At 71.5% G+C, this 20990-nt stretch carries 19 protein-coding genes; 2 read left to right on the plus strand and 17 right to left on the minus strand.

Annotated features, from left to right (window positions below):
- Positions 1-12: 12 nt before the first annotated feature.
- From ACSMTC_RS06930 to pgsA, 16 genes are all read right to left on the minus strand, one after another.
- Positions 13-2424: a RelA/SpoT family protein gene (locus tag ACSMTC_RS06930; RefSeq protein WP_436558759.1), complete on the minus strand. Its 2412-nt coding sequence runs from the start codon at positions 2422-2424 to the stop codon at positions 13-15.
- 189 nt (positions 2425-2613) lie between these two features.
- A complete protein-coding gene (locus ACSMTC_RS06935) occupies positions 2614-3171 on the minus strand; it encodes an adenine phosphoribosyltransferase (protein WP_436564609.1) in 558 nt (185 codons plus the stop codon).
- A gap of 17 nt (positions 3172-3188) precedes the next feature.
- A complete protein-coding gene (gene secF / locus ACSMTC_RS06940) occupies positions 3189-4286 on the minus strand; it encodes a protein translocase subunit SecF (protein WP_436558760.1) in 1098 nt (365 codons plus the stop codon).
- 4 nt (positions 4287-4290) lie between these two features.
- Entirely contained in the window at positions 4291-6069 is a 1779-nt protein-coding gene (gene secD / locus ACSMTC_RS06945; protein ID WP_436558761.1) for a protein translocase subunit SecD, read from the minus strand.
- Between the two features lie 145 nt (positions 6070-6214).
- On the minus strand, positions 6215-6628 hold the full coding sequence (gene yajC / locus ACSMTC_RS06950; RefSeq protein ID WP_436558762.1) for a preprotein translocase subunit YajC: 414 nt from the start codon (positions 6626-6628) through the stop codon (positions 6215-6217).
- Between the two features lie 291 nt (positions 6629-6919).
- Positions 6920-8014 carry a Holliday junction branch migration DNA helicase RuvB gene (gene ruvB, locus ACSMTC_RS06955; RefSeq protein ID WP_436558763.1) on the minus strand — a complete coding sequence of 365 codons (1095 nt, stop codon included), beginning with the start codon at positions 8012-8014 and terminating at the stop codon, positions 6920-6922.
- Positions 8015-8049: 35 nt separating this feature from the next.
- Positions 8050-8661 (minus strand): Holliday junction branch migration protein RuvA, encoded by a 612-nt coding sequence (ruvA, locus tag ACSMTC_RS06960; protein WP_436558764.1) that lies wholly within the window; start codon positions 8659-8661, stop codon positions 8050-8052.
- A complete protein-coding gene (ruvC, locus tag ACSMTC_RS06965) occupies positions 8658-9194 on the minus strand; it encodes a crossover junction endodeoxyribonuclease RuvC (protein WP_436558765.1) in 537 nt (178 codons plus the stop codon). Before ruvC ends, ruvA begins: the two co-directional genes overlap by 4 nt.
- Positions 9195-9353: 159 nt before the next feature.
- Complete coding sequence (locus ACSMTC_RS06970; RefSeq protein WP_436558766.1) at positions 9354-10109, minus strand: YebC/PmpR family DNA-binding transcriptional regulator; 756 nt, start codon at positions 10107-10109, stop codon at positions 9354-9356.
- Positions 10110-10272: 163 nt separating this feature from the next.
- Positions 10273-10884, minus strand: a complete 612-nt coding sequence (gene pdxT, locus ACSMTC_RS06975) for a pyridoxal 5'-phosphate synthase glutaminase subunit PdxT (RefSeq protein WP_436558767.1) — start codon at positions 10882-10884, stop codon at positions 10273-10275.
- 136 nt (positions 10885-11020) lie between these two features.
- Positions 11021-11932, minus strand: a complete 912-nt coding sequence (gene pdxS / locus ACSMTC_RS06980) for a pyridoxal 5'-phosphate synthase lyase subunit PdxS (RefSeq protein ID WP_436558768.1) — start codon at positions 11930-11932, stop codon at positions 11021-11023.
- 122 nt (positions 11933-12054) lie between these two features.
- Positions 12055-12600, minus strand: a complete 546-nt coding sequence (locus ACSMTC_RS06985) for a hypothetical protein (RefSeq protein ID WP_436558769.1) — start codon at positions 12598-12600, stop codon at positions 12055-12057.
- 11 nt (positions 12601-12611) lie between these two features.
- On the minus strand, positions 12612-12968 hold the full coding sequence (locus tag ACSMTC_RS06990) for a 5-carboxymethyl-2-hydroxymuconate Delta-isomerase (RefSeq protein ID WP_436558770.1): 357 nt from the start codon (positions 12966-12968) through the stop codon (positions 12612-12614).
- A 618-nt stretch (positions 12969-13586) separates the two neighbouring features.
- Positions 13587-14768, minus strand: a complete 1182-nt coding sequence (locus ACSMTC_RS06995) for a glycosyltransferase family 4 protein (RefSeq protein ID WP_436558771.1) — start codon at positions 14766-14768, stop codon at positions 13587-13589.
- A 10-nt stretch (positions 14769-14778) separates the two neighbouring features.
- Positions 14779-15708 carry a phosphatidylinositol mannoside acyltransferase gene (locus ACSMTC_RS07000; RefSeq protein WP_436558772.1) on the minus strand — a complete coding sequence of 310 codons (930 nt, stop codon included), beginning with the start codon at positions 15706-15708 and terminating at the stop codon, positions 14779-14781.
- A complete protein-coding gene (gene pgsA / locus ACSMTC_RS07005; protein ID WP_436558773.1) occupies positions 15705-16352 on the minus strand; it encodes a phosphatidylinositol phosphate synthase in 648 nt (215 codons plus the stop codon). The genes ACSMTC_RS07000 and pgsA overlap by 4 nt, the downstream gene beginning before the upstream one ends.
- Before the next feature lie 221 nt (positions 16353-16573).
- On the opposite strand from pgsA, the gene ACSMTC_RS07010 reads away from it, so the two are divergent.
- Positions 16574-18619, plus strand: a complete 2046-nt coding sequence (locus ACSMTC_RS07010; RefSeq protein WP_436558774.1) for an elongation factor G-like protein EF-G2 — start codon at positions 16574-16576, stop codon at positions 18617-18619.
- A gap of 41 nt (positions 18620-18660) precedes the next feature.
- Here the strand turns inward: ACSMTC_RS07010 and ACSMTC_RS07015 are convergent, their stop codons facing one another.
- Positions 18661-19095 (minus strand): thiol-disulfide oxidoreductase DCC family protein, encoded by a 435-nt coding sequence (locus ACSMTC_RS07015; protein ID WP_436558775.1) that lies wholly within the window; start codon positions 19093-19095, stop codon positions 18661-18663.
- Between the two features lie 180 nt (positions 19096-19275).
- Between ACSMTC_RS07015 and ACSMTC_RS07020 the strand changes: the two genes are divergently transcribed.
- Positions 19276-20916, plus strand: a complete 1641-nt coding sequence (locus tag ACSMTC_RS07020) for a hypothetical protein (protein WP_436558776.1) — start codon at positions 19276-19278, stop codon at positions 20914-20916.
- The last annotated feature ends 74 nt before the right edge of the window (positions 20917-20990 follow it).

Raw genomic sequence — 20990 nt, forward strand, 5'->3', positions numbered from 1 at the left:
CTGAGGCCCCGATCACTTCCGTCCGGAGGTGACCCGATACACGTCGTACACGCCCTCGACCCCCCGGACCGCCTTGAGGACGTGACCGAGGTGCTTGGGGTCGCCCATCTCGAAGGTGAAGCGGCTCATCGCCACCCGGTCGCGGGAGGTCTGCACCGCCGCCGACAGGATGTTGACGTGCTGGTCGGAGAGGACCCGGGTGACGTCGGAGAGCAGCCGCGCCCGGTCCAGCGCCTCGACCTGGATGGCCACCAGGAAGACCGAGGACTGGGTGGCCGCCCACTCGACCTCGATCATCCGCTCCGGCTGCTGGGCCAGCGCCTCGACGTTGACGCAGTCCGAGCGGTGCACCGAGACCCCGTTGCCCCGGGTGACGAACCCGACGATCGGGTCGCCCGGCACCGGGGTGCAGCAGCGGGAGAGCTTGACCCAGACGTCCTCGACGCCCTTGACGATCACTCCAGGGTCGCCCTTGGCCCGGCGCCGCTGGGCGCGGCCCTGGCGGGTCGGGGTGGTGGTCTCGGCCAGGTCGTCGGTGGCCTCCTCCTCGCCGCCGAGCGCCTGCACCAGCTTCTGCACGATGTTCTGGGCCGTGACATGGCCCTCGCCGATCGCCGCGTAGAGCGAGGAGATGTCGGGGTAGCGCATCTCGTGCGCCAGGGTGACCAGCGAGTCGCCGGTGAGGATGCGCTGGATCGGCAGGCCCTGCTTGCGCATCGCCCGGGCGATGGCGTCCTTGCCCTGCTCGATGGCCTCCTCGCGGCGCTCCTTGGAGAACCAGGCCTTGATCTTGTTCCGGGCGCGCGGCGACTTGACGAAGCTCAGCCAGTCCCGGGAGGGGCCCGCGTTCTCCGCCTTGGAGGTGAACACCTCGACGGTGTCACCGTTCTCCAGGGTGGACTCCAGCGGCACCAGGCGGCCGTTGACCCGCGCCCCTATGCAGCGGAAGCCGACCTCGGTGTGCACCGCGAAGGCGAAGTCCACCGGGGTGGCGCCCGCTGGCAGCGCTATGACATCACCCTTCGGGGTGAAGACGAAGACCTCGTTGTTGGAGAGGTCGAAGCGCAGCGACTCCAGGAACTCGCTCGGGTCCTCGGTCTCCTTCTGCCAGTCCAGCAGCTGCCGCAGCCAGGCCATCTCGTTGACCGCCCCGGCCTTGTCGTCCTTGCGGACCTGGGTCGGCGTGTCGGTACGGACCTTGGAGGCCCCGGCCACCGCGCGCTGCTTGTACTTCCAGTGCGCGGCGATGCCGTACTCGGCCCGGCGGTGCATGTCGAAGGTGCGGATCTGAAGCTCGACCGGCTTGCCGCCAGGACCGATCACCGTGGTGTGCAGCGACTGGTACATGTTGAACTTCGGCATCGCGATGTAGTCCTTGAACCGCCCCGGCACCGGGTTCCACCGCGCGTGGATGGTGCCCAGCGCCGCGTAGCAGTCGCGGACGGTGTCGACCAGGACCCGGATGCCGACCAGGTCGTAGATCTCGGCGAAGTCGCGGCCGCGCACGATCATCTTCTGGTAGACCGAGTAGTAGTGCTTCGGCCGGCCGGTCACCTGGGCGGTGATCCGGGCGCCCTTCAGATCGCCCTGCACCTGGTCGATCACCGTGGCCAGGTACTCGTCCCGCTTGGGCGCGCGCTCGGCCACCAGCCGCACGATCTCGTCGTACATCTTGGGGTAGAGGATCGCGAAGGCGAGGTCCTCCAGCTCCCACTTGATGGTGTTCATACCCAGCCGGTGCGCCAGCGGGGCGTAGATCTCCAGCGTCTCGCGGGCCTTCTTCTCCTGCTTCTCCCGCTTGAGGTAGCGCATGGTGCGCATGTTGTGCAGGCGGTCGGCCAGCTTGATCACCAGGACCCGCGGGTCCTTGGCCATCGCGACGACCATCTTGCGCACCGTCTCGGCCTGCGCGGCCTCGCCGAACTTGACCCGGTCCAGCTTGGTGACGCCGTCCACCAGCAGCGCGACCGAGTCGCCGAAGTCGCGGCGCAGGGTCTCCAGGCCGTAGTCGGTGTCCTCGACGGTGTCGTGCAGCAGCCCGGCCATCAGGGTCGGGGCGTCCATGCCCAGCTCGGCCAGGATGGTGGCGACGGCGAGCGGATGGGTGATGTACGGGTCGCCGCTCTTGCGCTTCTGACCGCGGTGCCACTTCTCCGCGACCACGTACGCGCGCTCGATGTCGCGCAGCAGGGCCGGGTCCGCCTTGGGGTCGTTGGCCCTGATGGTGCGGAACAGCGGCTCCAGCACCGGGTTGAGCACACTGCTGCGCTGGCCGCCGAGGCGGGCCAGCCGGGCGCGCATTCCACCGGAGGAGGAGAGGCGCGACAGCGCGTGCGGCGTCGGGCGCACCGGGGTGGCCCCAGAGGGCGTGGGCCGGTTCTCAGGGGCGGCGGCCTCGGCCGTGGGCTGGGCCTCGTCGGGCAAGGACACTCCTCGGGGCGCGGTGCCTTCCCCTTCGCACGACCGGGAAGGGGTGAATCTTCATGGTACCGAGCCCAGGAGTTCGACGTTCGACCGGTCGGTCGCCGATCCCCGGCCGGATGGCTCCCCGGAGAAAGCCGAGGGGCGGCGACCGCACGGAAAGTGTGCGGTCGCCGCCCCTGCGGAACCTGCTCAGACCAGGACCAGCGTCTCCAGCGGAGCCCCGCCCAGGTGCTCGGCGAGCCGCGCACGGCCGGGCAGCGAGCCCAGCTCCATCAGCACGACCACACCGACCAGCTCGGCGCCGGCCCGGCGCACCAGGTCCAGCGAGGCGCCCAGCGTGCCGCCGGTGGCCAGCACGTCGTCCACCAGCAGCACCTTCTCACCGGGGCCGAAGGCGTCGCACTGGACCTCGACGGTCGCGGTGCCGTACTCCAGCTCGTAGGACTGCCCGTACACCTCGCCGGGCAGCTTGCCCTTCTTGCGGATCGGCACGAAACCGAGCCCGGCCGAGTACGCGGCCGGTGCCGCGAGGACGAACCCCCGTGCCTCCAGGCCGACCACCTTGGTGGCGCCCAGCGCCTTCGCCCGGCTCGCCAGCGCGTCGGTGAGGGCCGCGAAGGCCTCGGCGTCGGCGAGCAGCGGGGCGATGTCCTTGAACAGGACGCCCGGCTTCGGGTAGTCGGGGACGTCCCGGATCCTGCTGTTCAGCAGCTCGGCAAGGACGGGATCGGCAACAGTCACGGGGATTCCTCTACGGCGTGGGATCAGTGCTTGCCGGACGGGCGGTCCTTGGCGTTGGGCCCGCTCGCCGACTGGCTGCGCTGTCCGACCATACCTGCCGTGATCTCGTCCTCGACAGCCTCCCCGGCGTCGTCCGCGGCGGCCTCGGCCTTGGCGTCGGCGGCGCGGCGGGCGAGGACCTTCTTGGTGAGCGCCCGCATCTGCGGGGTCTGCTCCTTGAGCTGCGCGTACAGCGGGGTGGCCACGCAGATCGAGGAGTAGGCACCGGCCGCGAGGCCGATGAACAGGGCGAGCGAGATGTCGTTCAGGGTGCCGGCGCCGAGCAGGCCGCCGCCGATGAACAGCAGTGCGGAGACCGGCAGCAGGGCGACCACGGTGGTGTTGATGGACCGCACCAGGGTCTGGTTGAGGCCGTGGTTGGCGGCCTCGCTGAAGGTCTGCTTGTTCTGCTTGGTGATGCCGCGGGTGTTCTCCTTCACGGTGTCGAAGACGACGACCGTGTCGTAGAGCGAGTACCCGAGGATGGTCAGGAAGCCGATCACGGTGCCCGGGGTGACCTCGAAGCCCACCAGGGCGTAGACGCCGATGGTGATCAGGAGGTCGTGGATCAGCGCGACCAGGGCTGCCACGGCCATCCGCCACTCGAAGGCGACGGCCAGGTAGACGGTCACCAGCACCATGAAGATCACCAGGCCCAGCAGGGCCTTCTGGGAGATCTCGTGGCCCCAGCTCGGGCCGATCACCTGGGCGTCGATGTCCTTGGTCTGGACGTTCAGGTCCTTGGAGAGGCCCTCGATGAAGGTGCTCGCGGGCACCTTCTCCTCGGAGCTGACCTGGATCCTGACCTGGCCGTTGCCGGTCTGCTGGACCAGCGCGGTCGAGTCATGGGTGATCTTGTTGGCGGAGTCCTGCGCCTGGGAGACCGTCAGTCCCGGCTTGGTGACCGTGTAGACCGACCCGCCCTTGAACTCGATGCCCAGGTGCAGGCCCATCGCCAGACCGACCGCCGCGAGCAGCACGATCACACCGGAGATGCTGTACCAGAGCTTGCGCCGGCCGACGAAGTCGAAGCTGACCTCGCCCTGGTAGAGACGGTGGCCGAGATTGCCGAAGCGTGACATCGCGTCAGGCCTCCTTCGCGGCAGCGGTGGCGGCGGGGCGGCGGCGGCCGCCCCGGATCGGCGGGCGGGCGCCCAGCCGCTTCGGGTCCAGGCCGGACCACGGGTGGCCGTCCGCGAAGAACTTGCGGCGGGCCAGGATGGTGATCAGCGGCTTGGTGAAGAGGAAGATCACCACGACGTCGAGCAGGGTGGTCAGACCGAGGGTGAAGGCGAAGCCCTGCACCTTGCCGACCGAGACGAAGTAGAGCACCGCGGCACAGAGGAAGGACACGAAGTCCGAGACCAGGATGGTGCGGCGGGCGCGCGGCCAGGCGCGCTGGACGGCCGGGCGCAGCGGGGCGCCCTCGCGGACCTCGTCGCGGATGCGCTCGAAGTACACGATGAACGAGTCCGCGGTGATACCGATCGCGACGATGGCGCCGCAGACCGCGGGCAGGTTCAGCGCGAAGCCGATGCCGGCGCCGAGCAGCGACATGATCGAGTAGGTGAGCACCGCCGAGACGACCAGACCGGCGATCGAGATCAGGCCGAGGCCGCGGTAGTAGACCAGCGAGTAGAGGACCACCAGCGCCATACCGATCGCACCGGCGATCAGGCCGGCCTGCAGCTGGTCGCCGCCGAGCTGCGGCGAGACGGTGGTGACGTCGCTCTTGTCGAAGGTGAGCGGCAGGGCGCCGTAGCTCAGCACGTTGGCCAGGCTCTTGGCCTGGTCCTGGGTGAAGCTGCCGGAGATCACCGCGTTGCCGGTGATCGACTGGCTGACGTACGGGTGGGAGACGACCTTGCCGTCCAGCACGATGGCGAACTGGTTGGCCGGGGAGGGCTGGGTGGCCAGCTTGCCGGTGGTCGAGGCGAAGGCGCTGGAGCCCTTGTCGTTGAAGGCCAGCTGGACCTGCCAGCCGGCGCCCTGCTGGGTGTCGAAGGTCGCGGCCGCCTTGGAGACGTCCTGGCCGTTCACCGCCACCGGGCCGAGCGCGAACTTGTTCCAGACGCCCTGCTCCTTGTCGAAGCTGCAGGCGACCGCGGACTTGGTCGGGTCGGTCTGGTAGTCCTTCTGCTGGCTCGGGTCGGAGCAGTCCAGCGCGGTGAACTGCTGCTGCAGCTCCGCCGGCACGGTGCCCTGGGTGAGCGCGGCGGCCATGTCGGCCGGGGACGGGGTGCTCGGGGCGGCGGACGGGGTGGCGCCGGTGCTCGCACTGGCGGAGCCGGAGGGGGTGGCACCGGCCGACGGGCCGGCCTTCAGCGCGTCGGTGACGGCCCGCCCGGCCTTGCTGGCGCTCGCGGACGGCGAGGCGGAGCCGCCACTCGAGGCGGCCGCGGAGGGCGAGGAGGACGGCGCGGGGCTGCCGCTCGCGCTCGGGCTGGACGAGGGGGCCGGGGCCTTCACACCGGTGGGCGCGTAGGCCAGCACCGGGCGGAAGTAGAGCTTGGCCGTGGTGCCCACCTGGTCGATCGCGGCCTGGCGGTCACCACCGTTGGGGATGTTCACGATGATCGTGTCACTGCCCTGGGTCTGCACCTCCGCTTCGGAGACGCCCATGCCGTTGACACGCTTGTTGATGATCGTGACCGCGGTGTCCATGTTGGCCTTGTTGATCGCGGCCTTGTCGTCGGACTTGGCGGTCAGCGTGATGCTGGTGCCACCCGCGAGGTCGATCCCCAGACGCGGGGTCTTGTGACCCGTCCAGAACATGACGGCGACCAGTCCGACGGCGATCGCCAGGATCAGAGCCAGAGCCCGTCCTGGGTAACCGTCGCGCGGGCGCGACTTTGGTGTTGCCACCTTGCTCGTTTCTCCCTGTCCATGCCGCCGCCCCCACCGCTTCGGTCCGGCTCGTGACGGGACCTGGACGGGGAGGCGGCGGCCCTGAGGTCCTCTGTGGGCTCGCGGCTCGTGCCGCTACGACCGGGGGTGTCGCCCGGCCGTCTTACTTGGCTGCGGGAGCCTCGCCCTCGGCGCTGCCCTTGTCCTTGGCGCCTTCGGTGACGTCCTTGTCAAGGCTGAGCGGCTTGGCGTCGGCGTCCTCCTCGGCGGCGGGCTCGTCCGTCGGCTCGTCCTCGGCGGGGCGACCGTTGATGATCGCGTCGTACTCCTGCGGGTCGAGGACGGCGGCGATGGCGCTCTTGGTGTAGTGGGTGACCACACCGGGGGCGATCTCCAGCTCGACGGTCTCGTCGTTGACCGCCTTCACCAGGGCGTACATACCACCGATGGTGCGGACTCCCGAGCCGGGCTCCATCGCCGACCGCATCTGCGCGGCCTGGTCCTGCCGCTTCTTGTTCGAGCGGAAGAGCATGAACAGCACGGCGAGCATGACGAGGGGAAGAAGGAGGTTAAACACAGCAGCCAGAGTCCTTTACGGGCCGCCCGCCTGGGCGGCCAGTGGTGGTCGTCGGCCCGTCAGGTGAGAGGGGCGGTCCGGCGGAGTCTAGGCGACCCGCACTGATCGGACAACGCCAAGCATCGCAGAGTGCCGCCGAAAGTGGCGACCCTCCGCTCTGCCGGTCTCATCACGCGTCGTTCGTGCTCCGGAGGGTTCACCTGGACGGTTCACCCTGCGTGCACCGCTGCGGTCACTCCCCCTGCGGGTACTCCGGCTCACGCTCTCGTCCGCACTCCCTGCCGCCGTCGGTCACCCCGCGTCGTTCGCTCCCGGGAACAGCTCGCCCTGTGCGGGCACCGCACCGCGCGGCTGCTGCTGCGGCGGGGTGAGCCCGAGGTGCGCCCAGGCGGCGGCGGTGGCGATCCGGCCGCGCGGGGTGCGCGCCAGCAGGCCCTCGCGGACCAGGAAGGGCTCGGCGACCTCCTCGACCGTCTCGGCCTCCTCCCCCACCGCGACCGCCAGGGTGGACAGGCCGACCGGCCCCCCGCCGAACAGGCGCAGCAGGGCGTCCAGCACCGCGCGGTCCAGCCGGTCCAGACCACGGGCGTCGACCTCGTACACCTGCAGGGCCTGGGCGGCGATCTCCTGCGTCACCACACCGTCGTGCTTGACCTGGGCGTAGTCGCGGACCCGGCGCAGCAGCCGGTTGGCGATGCGCGGCGTGCCCCGGGAGCGGCCGGCGATCTCGGCCGCACCGGCCGGGTCTATCTCCACGTCCAGCAGGGTGGCGGAGCGGTGCACCACGCGCTGCAGCTCGGCGGGGGCGTAGAACTCCATGTGGCCGGTGAAGCCGAAGCGGTCGCGCAGCGGCGGCGGCAGCAGTCCGGCCCGGGTGGTGGCGCCGACCAGGGTGAAGGGCGGCAGCTCCAGCGGGATGGCGGTGGCGCCGGGGCCCTTGCCGACGATGACGTCGACCCGGAAGTCCTCCATCGCCATGTACAGCATCTCCTCGGCGGGCCGGGACATCCGGTGGATCTCGTCGAGGAAGAGCACCTCGCCCTCGGTGAGCGAGGAGAGGATGGCCGCCAGGTCGCCGGCGTGCTGGATGGCCGGGCCCGAGGTGATCCGGATCGGGGCGTTCAGCTCGGCCGCGATGATCATGGACAGGGTGGTCTTGCCGAGCCCGGGCGGGCCGCTCAGCAGCACGTGGTCAGGCGCGGTGCCGCGCTTGCGGGCGGCCTGCAGGACCAGCGAGAGCTGCTCGCGCACCCGCTCCTGCCCGATGAACTCGTCCAGCTGCCGGGGACGCAGTGCCGCCTCGACCGCCTGGTCCTCGCCGTCGGCGGCCGACCCGACCAGCCGATCGGCCGGGTGGTCGACGTGGTCGAAGTCGTACGGGCTCATCGCGGCGGACTCCTGCCGGCTCGTCGGGTGGTGGTTCATCGGGTGCGGTTGAGGGTGCGCAGCGCGGCCCTGAGCAGGGCGCCGACATCGGTGGTGGACTGTGCCTCGGCCTCGGGGGTGACCGCCGCGACGGCCTCGTCGGCCTCGCGCGGGGCGTAGCCGAGGCCGACCAGGGCGGCGTGCAGCTGCTCGCTCCACGGGGCGGGCCCGGTGGCGACCGGCTTCTGCGCGGGGACGCTGCCGTGCGGGGCGCCCAGCTTGTCCTTGTACTCCAGCAGCAGCTTGGCGGCCTTGGCCTTGCCGATGCCGGGGACGGCGATCAGGGCCTTCGCGTCGCCGCCGGCCACCGCGAGGCGCAGCGCGTCGGGGCTGTGCACGCCGAGCATGGCCTGGGCCAGGCGCGGCCCGACGCCGGGGGCGGCCTGCAGGATCTCGAAGGTGGCGCGCTCGTCGTCGTCCGCGAAGCCGTAGAGGGTGAGGGAGTCCTCCCGGACGACCAGCGAGGTGGCGAGTCTGGCGTGCTCGCCCGGGCGCAGACCGGCCAGGGTGGCGGGGGTGCACTGGACGGCCATGCCGACGCCGCCGACCTCGACGACGGCGGTGCCGGCCGCGATGGCGGCGACCTGGCCCTGGACGAAGGCGATCATCGAAGGTGCTCCCTACGGGCGGTCGGTGCTTTGGCGAGGGCGGCGGCGATCCGGTCGACGGCGCCGCCGCGCCAGATGTGGCAGATGGCGAGGGCCAGCGCGTCGGCGGCGTCGGCGGGCCTGGGCGGGGCGTCGAGCCGGAGCAGACGGGTGACCATGGCGGTGACCTGGGCCTTGTCGGCCCGGCCCGAACCGGTGACGGCGGCCTTGACCTCGCTGGGGGTGTGCAGGGTGACGGGTATGCCACGCCTGGTCGCGCAGAGCATCGCGACGGCGCTGGCCTGGGCGGTGCCCATCACGGTGCGGACGTTGTGCTGGGCGAAGACCCGCTCGACGGCGACCAGGTCGGGACGGTGTTCGTCCAGCCAGTGCTCCAGTCCCTGCTCTATCTGCAGCAGCCGCTGCCCGATGTCCGCCTCGGCGGGTGTCCGCACCACACCGACCCCGAGCATCCGCAGCGGGCGGCCCGGCGCGCCGTCCACCACGCCGACACCGCACCTGGTCAGCCCAGGGTCCACACCCAGTACCTTCACCGCCGAGCCCCACCTTTCGTCCGACCTGCGAAGGCTACCGGTCACCTGTGACAACGTCGCCGCGCACACACGGGCCTTCGGAACGCTCCCGCCCCGGGTCCGAACACACCGCCGCCCGGCAGCCGCTGGGGCTGCCGGGCGGAGCGGACGGATCCGGGATCAGGCGTCGACCTCGGCCATGACCTCGTCGGAGACGTCGAAGTTGGCGAAGACGTTCTGCACGTCGTCGCTGTCCTCGAGCGCGTCGATCAGCTTGAAGATCTTGCGGGCGCCGTCGGCGTCCAGCTGGACCTGCACGCTGGGGACGAAGTTGGCCTCGGCCGAGTCGTAGTCGATGCCCGCGTCGACCAGTGCGGTGCGGACGGCGACCATGTTGGACGCCTCGGAGATGATCTCGAAGGCCTCGCCGAGGTCGTTGATCTCCTCCGGGTCCTGGTCCAGGACGACCTCGAAGAGCTTGTCCTCGTCCACGCCGTCGGCCTTGGGCACGATCACGACGCCCTTGCGGGTGAACATGTAGGAGACCGAGCCCGGGTCGGCCATCGAGCCGCCGTTGCGGGTCATGGCCACGCGCACGTCCGAGGCGGCGCGGTTGCGGTTGTCGGTGAGGCACTCGATGAGCACCGCGACGCCGTTCGGGCCGTAGCCCTCGTACATGATCGTCGAGTAGTCGGCCCCGCCGGCCTCGGCGCCCGAGCCGCGCTTGACGGCACGGTTGATGTTGTCGATCGGGACCGAGCTCTTCTTCGCCTTCTGGATGGCGTCGTACAGCGTCGGGTTGCCCGCCGGGTCGCCGCCGCCGGTACGCGCCGCCACCTCGATGTTCTTGATCATCTTGGCGAAGAGCTTGCCGCGCTTGGCGTCGATCACGGCCTTCTTGTGCTTGGTGGTAGCCCACTTAGAGTGGCCGGACATCGCCAGCTCCTTTACGTCGCCAAAGGGAAATGAACACAGGAGATCTTACCGGTGTCCGGGCCGACACCTGGCATCGCATCAGCCTCACCCGCAAGCCGGAGGGCGCGTCGGTGCCGGCGGTACCGGCCGGCGGCTCCGCCGCGGGGAGGGACGGCGGGCGGGGTTACGCGGCCGCCTCGACCATGCGCACGAAGTACTCGTGCACCCGGTGGTCGCCGGTGAGCTCGGGGTGGAAGGAGGTGGCGAGCAGGTTGCCCTGGCGGACCGCCACGATGCGGCTCTCGGGGCCGTCGGCGGCCGGCAGCTCGGCCAGCACCTCGACACCCGCGCCGACCGCCTCGACCCAGGGGGCGCGGATGAAGACGCCGTGCACCGGGCCGCCCTCCAGGCCGTCGAAGTCGATCCCGGACTCGAAGGACTCGTTCTGCCGCCCGAAGGCGTTGCGGCGCACGGTCATGTCGATCCCGCCGACGGTCTCCTGGTCCTCCCGGCCGTCCAGGATCTTGTCCGCGAGCATGATCATGCCCGCGCAGGTGCCGTAGACCGGCATGCCGGCCGCCACCCGCTCACGCAGCGGGACCATGACGTCGAACTGCACGGCCAGCTTGGACATGGTGGTGGACTCGCCGCCGGGGATCACCAGCGCGTCCACCTCGGCCAGTTCCTCGGCACGCCGCACCGGGCGGGCTATCGCGTCGGCGGCGGCCAGCGCCACCAGGTGCTCACGGACATCGCCCTGCAGCGCGAGAACGCCGATGACGGGAGTGCTGGACACGGTAACTACCTCTTGCCTCATGCTCGGTGCGGACTGAGCCGCCGCTGAAGTCTGTACTGCGGGTACGCGCGTCGGCCCGCCGCGCACGGACTGCTGCGCGGCGGGCCCGAGGGCTCATGCCAGGGCGCGTACGGGATTACCAGCCGCGGTTGGCGTAGCGCTCGCTCTCCGGCAGGGTGTCGCAGTTGATGCCGACCATGGCCTCGCCCAGGTTGCGGGAGGCGTCCGCGATGATCTTCGGGTCGTCGAAGAAGGTGGTGGCCTTGACGATCGCGGCGGCGCGCTTGGCCGGGTCGCCCGACTTGAAGATGCCCGAGCCGACGAAGACGCCCTCGGCACCCAGCTGGCGCATCAGCGCGGCGTCGGCCGGGGTGGCCACGCCACCGGCGGAGAACAGCACGACCGGCAGCTTGCCGAGCTCGGCGACCTCCTTGACCAGCTCGTACGGGGCGCGCAGCTCCTTGGCGGCGGCGTACAGCTCGTTGTTGTCGTAGCCGCGCAGCTTGGCGATCTCGTTCTTGATCTGGCGCAGGTGGCGGACGGCCTCGACCACGTTGCCGGTGCCGGCCTCGCCCTTGGAGCGGATCATGGCCGCGCCCTCGGCGATGCGGCGCAGGGCCTCACCGAGGTTGGTGGCGCCGCAGACGAAGGGGGTGGTGAAGGCCCACTTGTCGGAGTGGTTGATCTCGTCGGCCGGGGTCAGCACCTCGGACTCGTCGATGTAGTCGACACCGAGCGACTGCAGGACCTGGGCCTCGACGAAGTGGCCGATCCGGGACTTGGCCATGACCGGGATGGAGACCGCGTTGATGATCTCCTCGATCATGTTCGGGTCGGACATCCGGGCCACACCGCCGTCCTTGCGGATGTCGGCCGGAACCCGCTCCAGGGCCATGACGGCGACCGCACCGGCGTCCTCGGCGATCTTCGCCTGCTCGGCGTTGACCACATCCATGATCACACCGCCCTTGAGCTGCTCGGCCATGCCGCGCTTAACCCGGGCGGTGCCGATCTGCGGCTGGTCTGCGGTGATGGGGGTGGTGGACACGTGAGACCTCACTCGAAGATGAACCAGTGATATCGCCCTATCGTAGGCCCGAATCCCCGCTTTCCCATGCGCCACCTAGTCCAGCGCGGAAGCCCGGATACGACAAACAGGCCGTAACGCACTTACGCGGGAGCGCCCTGAGGTGTGAGCGCCACGGGGGGCTCGTCGTCCATTTCGAAGGCGAGCGGGAATGGCGCACGCCCGGCCAGCCGGAAATAGCGCACTAGACGGTGCTCCCGCACCGCTCGCGCCGCCCGGACCGCGTCATTGTGGAACCGCCGCGCCATCGGCACCCGGCGCACCGCCGCTGTGAGATCCCTCACGACCTCCTCGCCTCCCGGCACCGCCAGCAGCGCAGCCACCTGCTCCGGATCGGCGAACACCGCGCGCAGCGCCAGGCTCAGCTCGCTCTCAGCCACCTCCCGCTGCTCGTCCTCGGCCTGCCGGGCGGCGTGCGAGGCCTCGTACAACAGGATGGAGGCGGCCGGGTCGAGCAGCGAGGAGGTGGCCAGCTCCAGCGCGACGGAGGCCCGCCGGACGAGCTGCGCGTCCAGCGAGGCCCGGGCCGCGTCGATCCGGGCATGCAGCCGGTCGAGTCGGCCCGCCGTCCAGCTCAGGTAGACGGCGAACAGCACGAGAGCCGCGGCGGCCCAGATCCAGTCAGTCACGGAGCAGAACGCTACATTGCGGTCTTCCGGTAGAAGTCCCGGTCCAGCTCCACCACGTTCACGGCAAGGTGCGCCCGCACCCCCGGCTCCGGCCGGACGAAGCGTTCCAGCAGCCTCAGCGTCTCCTCGGCCAGCCTGGTCCGCAGCTCGCGGCTGCGGCCCTCGAGGAGCCTGATCTCCAGGTACACCGTCGCGGCCCGCGGCAGCCCGCCGTGCCCGACGTGGAACTCCTCCGCCTTGCGGAAGACCGTCTTGCAGTCGTCCACGGGCGACGAGATCAGCGCGGCGACCCGCGAGTGCAGCTCGCGGACGAACGCGGGCTGGTCGAAGGCGACGCCCTCGGAGTAGTCGATGGACAGCTGCGGCATCTCAAGACCCCCAGGATGGTTGACGGATCGTCAAAGTCACCCTAGCCAGCCCGTCAATCCGTTCGACCGGCCCGCGAGCGAAGAAGGGAGCGCGCGAGCAGGGGGCACCTCCCAGCCGCCGGGCTGGGGGAGAACGTCGGCGCCGACTCCACCGATCGGCGGCTCCGCCGCGGGGAGCGCCCGGCGGCAAGCGGGCGACCACGCCCCGAGCCTAGGGGGTACCCCCGGCCGGAGGCTGGGCGCGGCGCGCCGGTGCCGCAGTACCGATATGCGGCTCCGCCGCGTGGGAGGAGAGAGGAAGCGACCGAGGAACGAGGGAGCGCGGGAACAGGGGGCACCTCCCAGCCGCCGGGCTGGGGGAGAACGTCGGCGCCGGATCAGAGCGCCCGGCGGCGAGCGGGCGACCCCGCCCCGAGCCTAGGGGGTACCCCCGGCCGGAGGCTGGGCGCGGCGCGCCGGTGCCGCAGTACCGATATGCGGCTCCGCCGCGTGGGAGGAGAGAGGAAGCGACCGAGGAACGAGGGAGCGCGGGAACAGGGGGCACCTCCCAGCCGCCGGGCTGGGGGAGAACGTCGGCGCCGGATCAGAGCGCCCGGCGGCGAGCGGGCGAACAGCCAGTCAGTCCCTGGTCAGCCTCAGCCGCCCGCGCCAGCCGGCCCGCTCGTCCTCGGCGACCGGCGGCATGCCGTCGGTGACCGTCTCGTACACCGAGAGGATGTCCGCGCCGACGGTCGACCAGTCGAACCGCCGCACGTGCCGGGAGGCCGCCCGGCGCAGCTCGGTCAGCCGGTCCGGGTTGCCGAGCAGCCGCAGCGCGGCGTCGGCGAGGGCCGCCGAGTCCTCGACCGGGAAAAGCTCGCCGGCGTCGCCGCCGTCCAGCACCTGCCGGAACGCGTCCAGGTCGCTGGCCAGCACCGGGGCGCCGGCCGACATCGCCTCGACCAGGATGATGCCGAAGCTCTCCCCACCGGTGTTCGGCGCCACGTACAGGTCCACGCTGCGCAGCAGCCGAGCCTTCTCCCGGTCGCTCACCATGCCGAGGAACTCCACCTGCCGCCGCACCTCGGGCGCCAGGCCGGCCACGGCCTCCTCCTCGTCGCCCTTGCCGGCCACCAGCAGCCGGACGCCCGGGCGCTCGGCGAGGATCCTGGGCAGGGCGGCGAGCAGGCTGGGCAGGCCCTTGCGCGGCTCGTTGATCCGCCCGATGAAGCCGATCGTGCCGGGCTCACCGTCCGCCGCGCCGCCCTGCCAGCGCGGGTCGGGCTCGGCCTCGGCGAAGAACCGTACGTCGACGCCGTTGGGGATCACCACGGCGTCGCCGCCGAGGTGCTCGACCAGGGTGCGCCGGGCGTACTCGCTGACCGCGATCCGGGCGCTCATCTTCTCCAGGCCCGGCTGGAGGATCGGCGAGGCCGCGATCATGGCGCGCGAGCGCGGGTTGGAGGTGTGGAAGGTGCCCACCATCGGCCCGGAGGCGGACCAGGCGGCCAGCATCGAGAGACTGGGCGAGGAGGGCTCGTGGACGTGCAGGATGTCGAAGCGGCCCTCGTTCAGCCAGCGCCGCACCCGGGCCGCGGAGAGGATGCCGAAGCTGAGCCGGGCCACCGAGCCGTTGTAGGGCACCGCGACGGCCCTGCCGGCCGACACCACGTACGGCGGCAGCGCCGACTCGTCCTCGGCCGGTGCCAGCACGGAGACCTGGTGGCCGAGGCCGATCAGGTGCTCGGCCAGATCGCGGATGTGGAACTGCACCCCGCCCGGGACGTCCCAGTCGTACGGGCAGACGATTCCGATCTTCATCGCGCCCCCCTCAGGCGGTGTGGCGCCGGCCGAGGTCGGCCAGCCAGAACTTCTGCAGCATGTGCCAGTCCACCGAGTGCTCGCGGATCCCGTCCGCCCACACGTCGGCCAGTGCCTGGGTCATCGCCAGGGTCTTCGCCTGGCGGTCGCCCTCCTCGGGCGGCCGGAGCTCGGGGTGGACCTCGACCCGCATCACCGGGCCGTCGTACCAGAGGGTGGCCGGCACCAGCGCGGCACCGGTGCGCAGCGCCAGCGCGGCCGGGCCCGCCGGGACCTTGGTCTGCTCGCCGAAGAAGTCCACCGGCACCCCGGCGTCCGACAGGTCGCGGTCCCCCACCAGGCAGACCAGCTTCCCGGCCCGCAGCCGGCGCGCCAGGGTGCCGACCACCGAGACCCCGCTGCCGGTCAGCGGCAGCACCTCCATGCCCAGGCTCTCGCGGTACGCGACGAACCGGTCGAACAGCGACTCCGGCTTGAGCCGCTCGGCGACCGTGGTGAAGGGATGGCCCTGGCAGACGATCCAGGCCCCGGCCAGATCCCAGTTGCCCATGTGCGGAAGCGCCGCCACCACGCCCCGCCCGGCCTCCAGCGGACCGGTCAGGTTCTCCATCCCCTTGAGCTGCACGGCCTCCGAGATCCGCGCCCGGCTCCAGGCCGGCAGCCGGAAGGACTCCATCCAGTACCGCAGGTACGAGCGCATCCCCGCCCGGGACAGCTCGCGCAGCCGCTGCTCGCTCACGCCCGGGTGCACCCGGGCGAGGTTGCGCTCCAGCTGGCGCACGCCCTTGCCGCGCCGGCGCCAGGTGTAGTCCGCGAGCTGGTCGAACAGAGCGCGCGCGACCGGCTCCGGCAGGTGCTTCAGCGCCGACCAGCCCAGCGCGTACCCGCCGTCGACCATCCGCTCCCTGAGCGTCGCGGCACTCGGCACACCGGCGTTCACAGCGCCTCCCCGGATTCGGCTGCCTCCAGCGCCTCCCGGCGCACGGTGAGCATCCGCTGCAGCACCGTCACCAGGCTGCCCGCCGCGACCAGCCACAGCGCCAGCGGCAGCAGCGGCTCCACGTACGGCACCCCGAAGGCGTGCAGGCCGGTGACACCCGCCGCGACCAGGCTGATCACCAGCCGCTCGGCCCGCTCCACCAGCCCGGACACGTTGCAGGGCAGCCCCAGGCTCTCCGCCCGCGCCTTGGTGTACGAGACCACCTGGCCGCTCGCCAGGCAGAGCACCGAGATCGCGCAGAGCAGGTCGTTGTCGCCCTTGCCCGCGTACCAGAGCGCCAGTCCGCCGAAGATCGCCGCATCGGCGACCCGGTCCAGCGTGGAGTCCAGGAACGCGCCCCACTTGCTCGACCTGCCCGCCTGGCGGGCCATGTTGCCGTCCACCAGGTCGGAGAAGATGAACAGGGTGATCGTGATGGTGCCCCAGAAGAACTCGCCCCGGGGGAAGAACACCAGCGCACCGGCGACCGAACCGGCCGTACCGATCAGCGTGACCGCGTCCGGGCTCACCCCCCAGCGCAGCAGCAGCGCGGCGAACGGCGTCAGGACACGTGTGAAGAAGGCACGTGCGTACTTGTTGAGCATGGCCTTCCGGACCGCCCCGATCTCACCTAAACCGCCCTCGGCCCCAGTGGTCGACCGGCGGCCGAGCGGAACGACCCGCCCGGCCCGACAATGGTATCCAGGCCGCTCGCACCGCTCGGCCGCCCCACACCCGCGAGCCGGTCCCGGCCCAAACCGGCCACCACTCAGGGCACTTCCCCGCATACGGGACGTAACTGCCGCCCCCGCGAAGGAGGCACGCCATGGCGGACCGAGGAACCCCGCACCCGCCCGCACCCGCCGTCGAGCGGACCGCGCAGCTGCGCAACGTGGCCCTGATCGGCCCCAGCGGCGCCGGGAAGACCACTCTCGCCGAATCCCTCGCCCTCGCCGCCGGTGCCATCACCCGGGCGGGCAGCGTCCCCGACGGCACCACCGTCGCCGACTACGAGGAGATCGAGCACCAGCAGCAGCGCTCGGTGCAGCTCGCACTGCTGCCGCTCAGCTGGCGCGACACCAAGATCAACCTGCTGGACACCCCCGGCTACGCCGACTTCACCGGCGACCAGCGGGCCGGACTGCAGGCCGCCGAAGCCGCCGTCCTGGTCCTCTCCGCCGCCGAACCGGTCCCGCTGCCCGCCCTCGCCCTCTGGCGCGAGTGCCGCGCCGCCGGGCTGCCCACCGTGATCGTTCTCACTCACCTCACCGCCGGCCGGGGCAGCTTCGAGGAGGCCCTGGCCGCCTGCCAGGAGGCCTTCGGCGACGGCCACCCCGAGACCGTCCTGCCCATCCACCTGCCGATCCTGCGCGAGGGCCACCCGTACGGCTCACTCGACCTGCTCACCGGCCGCCAGTACGGCGAGGGCGGCCGTCCCCCCGGCGCCGACGAAGCCCGCGGCCGCCTGGTCGAGGCCATCGCCGGCGAGGACGACACCCTGCTGGAGCGCTATGTCGCAGGCGAGGACCTCGACCCGGCCTCGCTCACCGAGGCGCTGCGCCGCGAGGTCCTCCAGGGCGCCCTGCACCCGGTGCTCGCCGCCGCTCCCCCGCTCGACCCCGCGGGCCCCGCCGTCGGCGCCGCCGAACTGCTCGACCTGATCACCGAGATCCTCCCCACCCCCGGGGAACGCCGGGACGACATGCCGCCCTGCGACCCCGACGCCCCCGTCACCGCCCAGGTCGTCCACACCGGCGAGGACCCGTACGTCGGCCGCCTCAGCCTGGTCCGGGTCTACTCCGGCACCCTGCGCCCGGACACCGCCCTGCACCTGGCCGACCACCCCGACGAACGCGTCACCGCCCTCACCTCCCCCTTCGGCAAGCAGCAGCGACCGGTGCCCTGTGCCCTCCCCGGCGACCTCGTCTGCCTCGCCAAGCTCGCCGCGGCCCGCACCGGCGACACCCTCTCCGCCGGCCAACTCGTCCTCGAACGCTGGCCGTTGCCCGAACCGCTACTCCCCATCGCCGTCCAGGCGCACAGCAAGGGCGACGAGGACCGGCTCGCCCAGAGCCTCGCCCGCCTCACCGCCCAGGACCCGGCCCTGCGGGTCGAGCAGAACGCCGACACCCACCAGCTCGTCCTCTGGTGCACCGGCGAGGCCCACCAGGCCGTCGTCCTGGACCGGTTGCGCACCCGCTACGGCGTCAACCTGGACACCGTCGAGTACCAGGTCGCCCTGCGCGAGACCTTCGCCTCCACCGCCAGCGGGCACGGACGGCACGTCAAACAGTCCGGCGGCCACGGCCAGTTCGCCATCTGCGACCTCACCGTCGAACCCATGGAGCCCGGCAGCGGCTTCGAGTTCGTCGACAAGGTCGTCGGCGGCGCCGTGCCGCGCAACTTCATCCCCTCGGTGGAGAAGGGCGTCCGCGCCCAACTCGCCCACGGCGTCAAGGCCGGCTACCCCATGGTCGACGTCCGGGTCACCCTCACCGACGGAAAGGCGCACTCGGTCGACTCCTCCGACGCCGCCTTCCAGACCGCCGGCGCCCTAGCCCTGCGCGAGGCCGCCTCCCACACCACCGTCCGACTGCTCGAACCGGTCGACGAGATCCGGGTCCTGCTCCCCGACGAGTACCAGGGCGCGGTCCTCACCGACCTCTCCGCCCGCCGCGGCCACGTGCTGGGCACCGAACCCGGCGGCCCCGGCCTCAGCCTGGTCCGCGCCGAAGTCCCCGAACTCGAACTCGCCCGCTACCCCGTCGAGTTGCGCTCCCTCTCGCACGGCACCGGCCAGTTCTCCCGCACCTACGTCCGGCACGCCCCGATGCCCGCCGCGATCGCCGCCCACTACGAGAACGGCTCCTGAGACACCCGGGAGCCGGTGGCCGCCCGTGGTGCCGCGGGCGGCTACCGGCTCCGCACGAGCGCGCAGGCCGGCGTCCCACCCGGCATCCGGTGCCGGTTCCTCGCGACCAGCCGGTAGACCGCCGCCGCCAGCGGACGGACCGGCGGCAGCGCCAGCACCCCGCCCAGGTACGCCCACGCCCCGCCCGACCGCATCAGCAGCCGCGCGGCCGCCTGCGCCCCGCCGTAGACCCGCCCGTCGGGCGTGACCCAGAGGAGCTCCCGCTCGGCCCGCTCCAGGGTCACCAGCCCCCGGCCGCCGGCCCGCGCGTCCAGCGCCGCCAGATCGGCGAACTGGAACGGCACCGCCTCCCACCCGCCGGAGGCCAGAGTCGCCCGCAGATAACGCTCGGCGGCGTCCTTGCACGTCGTACAGAAGGCACAGTCCCCGTCGAAGACGAGCACCGGATCCACCGCCACCATCCCAACCTCGGCCATACCCCGATCCTCCCACCGCCGAGGACCGACGGGACCAGTGGGGTCGAAGCGCCCCGGAAGTGGGCACCATAGTGGGCAGTACCACGCCTGGCGAGATGTGACAGCGGTTCAGACGATCATCCACGCGGCGGGGCGGCGGCACGGTACCCTGCCGCTGACAAGGGGAGGAGGGGCACCACCGTGACCAAGCTGGACATGACCCCGGGCGCGCAGATACCTCGCACCGACGTCGGACCGCAGACCGCAGTCACCCAGCTGCTCTCCTCGGCGGCCTACCGCGACGGCGACTTCCGCGACCTGAAGAGCAAGCTCGGTGTGACCGTCAAGGAGGGGAAGTTCGACCTCTTCCGGCCAAGTCTCGGCGAGGCCTTCAGCCGCGCCCTGATCGACCGGACGCTGGCCGCCAAGCGCAACCCGCTGGTCCCCTCCTTCGGCACCGACACCCGCATGGTGGTCGAGCACTGCCTGGCCGCCGAGGAGCTCCGCAACGCCAGGGACCGCAAGCTCACCCTGATCACCCTGGTCAGCGGGCTGCTCTTCCTGCCGGGCGCGCTGCTCTGGCTGCTCGCCTTCCAGGGCCGGGCCTGGCTGAAGACCAAGAACCCGGCCCGCGAGGGCTTCTTCGGCACCATCGTGCTGGTGGTCGCCGCCGCCATCGCCGCGCTCTTCGTGTGGCGCCCGCCGATGACCGGGCTGCTCGCCCTGTACTTCCGGGTGATGATGGTGGCGCCCGTCCTCGGCTGGTTCGTCGCCAAGCGGATCGTCCTGCGCACCACCGAGGACCTGCGCTCCCGCTGGGGCGACCTGGTCGAGGGCAACGCGATAGCCGCGACCGTCCCCAAGGCCGTCCCACGCGACGACATGGACAAGAAGGCCAGCACGCTCCGCGCCCAACTGGAGCGCCTGACCGCCGAACAGGACACCAACATCCAGCACTACGCCGGCTCCAAGGGCATCCTCGGCGCCGGAATGCGCTGGGGCGTCTGGGAGATGGTCGAGGACCTGCGCCCCGCCGAGGGCCACGTCGACTTCCGCACCTTCCACCCATGGGACCTCACCCGTCGCATCACCGACCGCCTCGGCGGCCTCGGGCGCAGTGAGATCTCCGACGGCGGGATGAAGCACGTCGCCGTCCAGCAGTGGGTCGTGGTGGACATCTCGGAAGGCGCCGACGAGATCGGCCGCCCAGGCGGACCCGAGATGGACGGCTACCGGATGCGCGACTTCGGCATCCAGACCATCGCCAACCGGCAGACCCTCGGTACCGACACCCGGCACCGGCTGGCGACCCAGATCGTGCTGCACAAAGGCCAGTTGGTGACCACCAATGTGATCGGCGTCACGGTGCTCAGCAACACCCTGCGGGTCTCGGTGGCCGGCTACGCCCTCGGTCCGCTCAACGGGCTCTTCGGCGCCAAGCCCAAGCCCAAGGAGATGTCGGTCGCCAAGACGGGCAAGTTCTGGGAGGAGAAGACGGTCGTCCTGCCCCTCGTGGACAACGACGAGGTGGTCCGGCAGGCCGTCCGGGCGCCGCTCATGAAGCTCCCCACCCTGCTCACCTGGCTGGGCGGGAAGATCTCCCTGCCGGAGCCGTTCTCACTGCGCGCCGCCTGGGCCGAGCGGACCTGGACCAGCCGCTTCAAGTCCGACGACGTCATCTACGGTGCCACCCCCGTGGTCAACGCGGTGCTCGCCGCCACCATCGACTTCCTGGAGGAGCACGACATCAACGTGGACCGCTTCAGCAACCGGACGAGCATCGTCAAGTCCGAGATGCAGGGCACCCGCCCGTTCAAGGCCGACGTCTACGACGCCGGCTGAGCACCGCCGCACGCCGAAGGGCTCGTACCGGAAATCTCCCGGTACGAGCCCTTCCGCTTGCCCTGTCCGCTCCG

The organism is Kitasatospora sp. HPM-01-4 (assembly GCF_051374625.1).
GTDB lineage: Bacteria > Actinomycetota > Actinomycetes > Streptomycetales > Streptomycetaceae > Kitasatospora.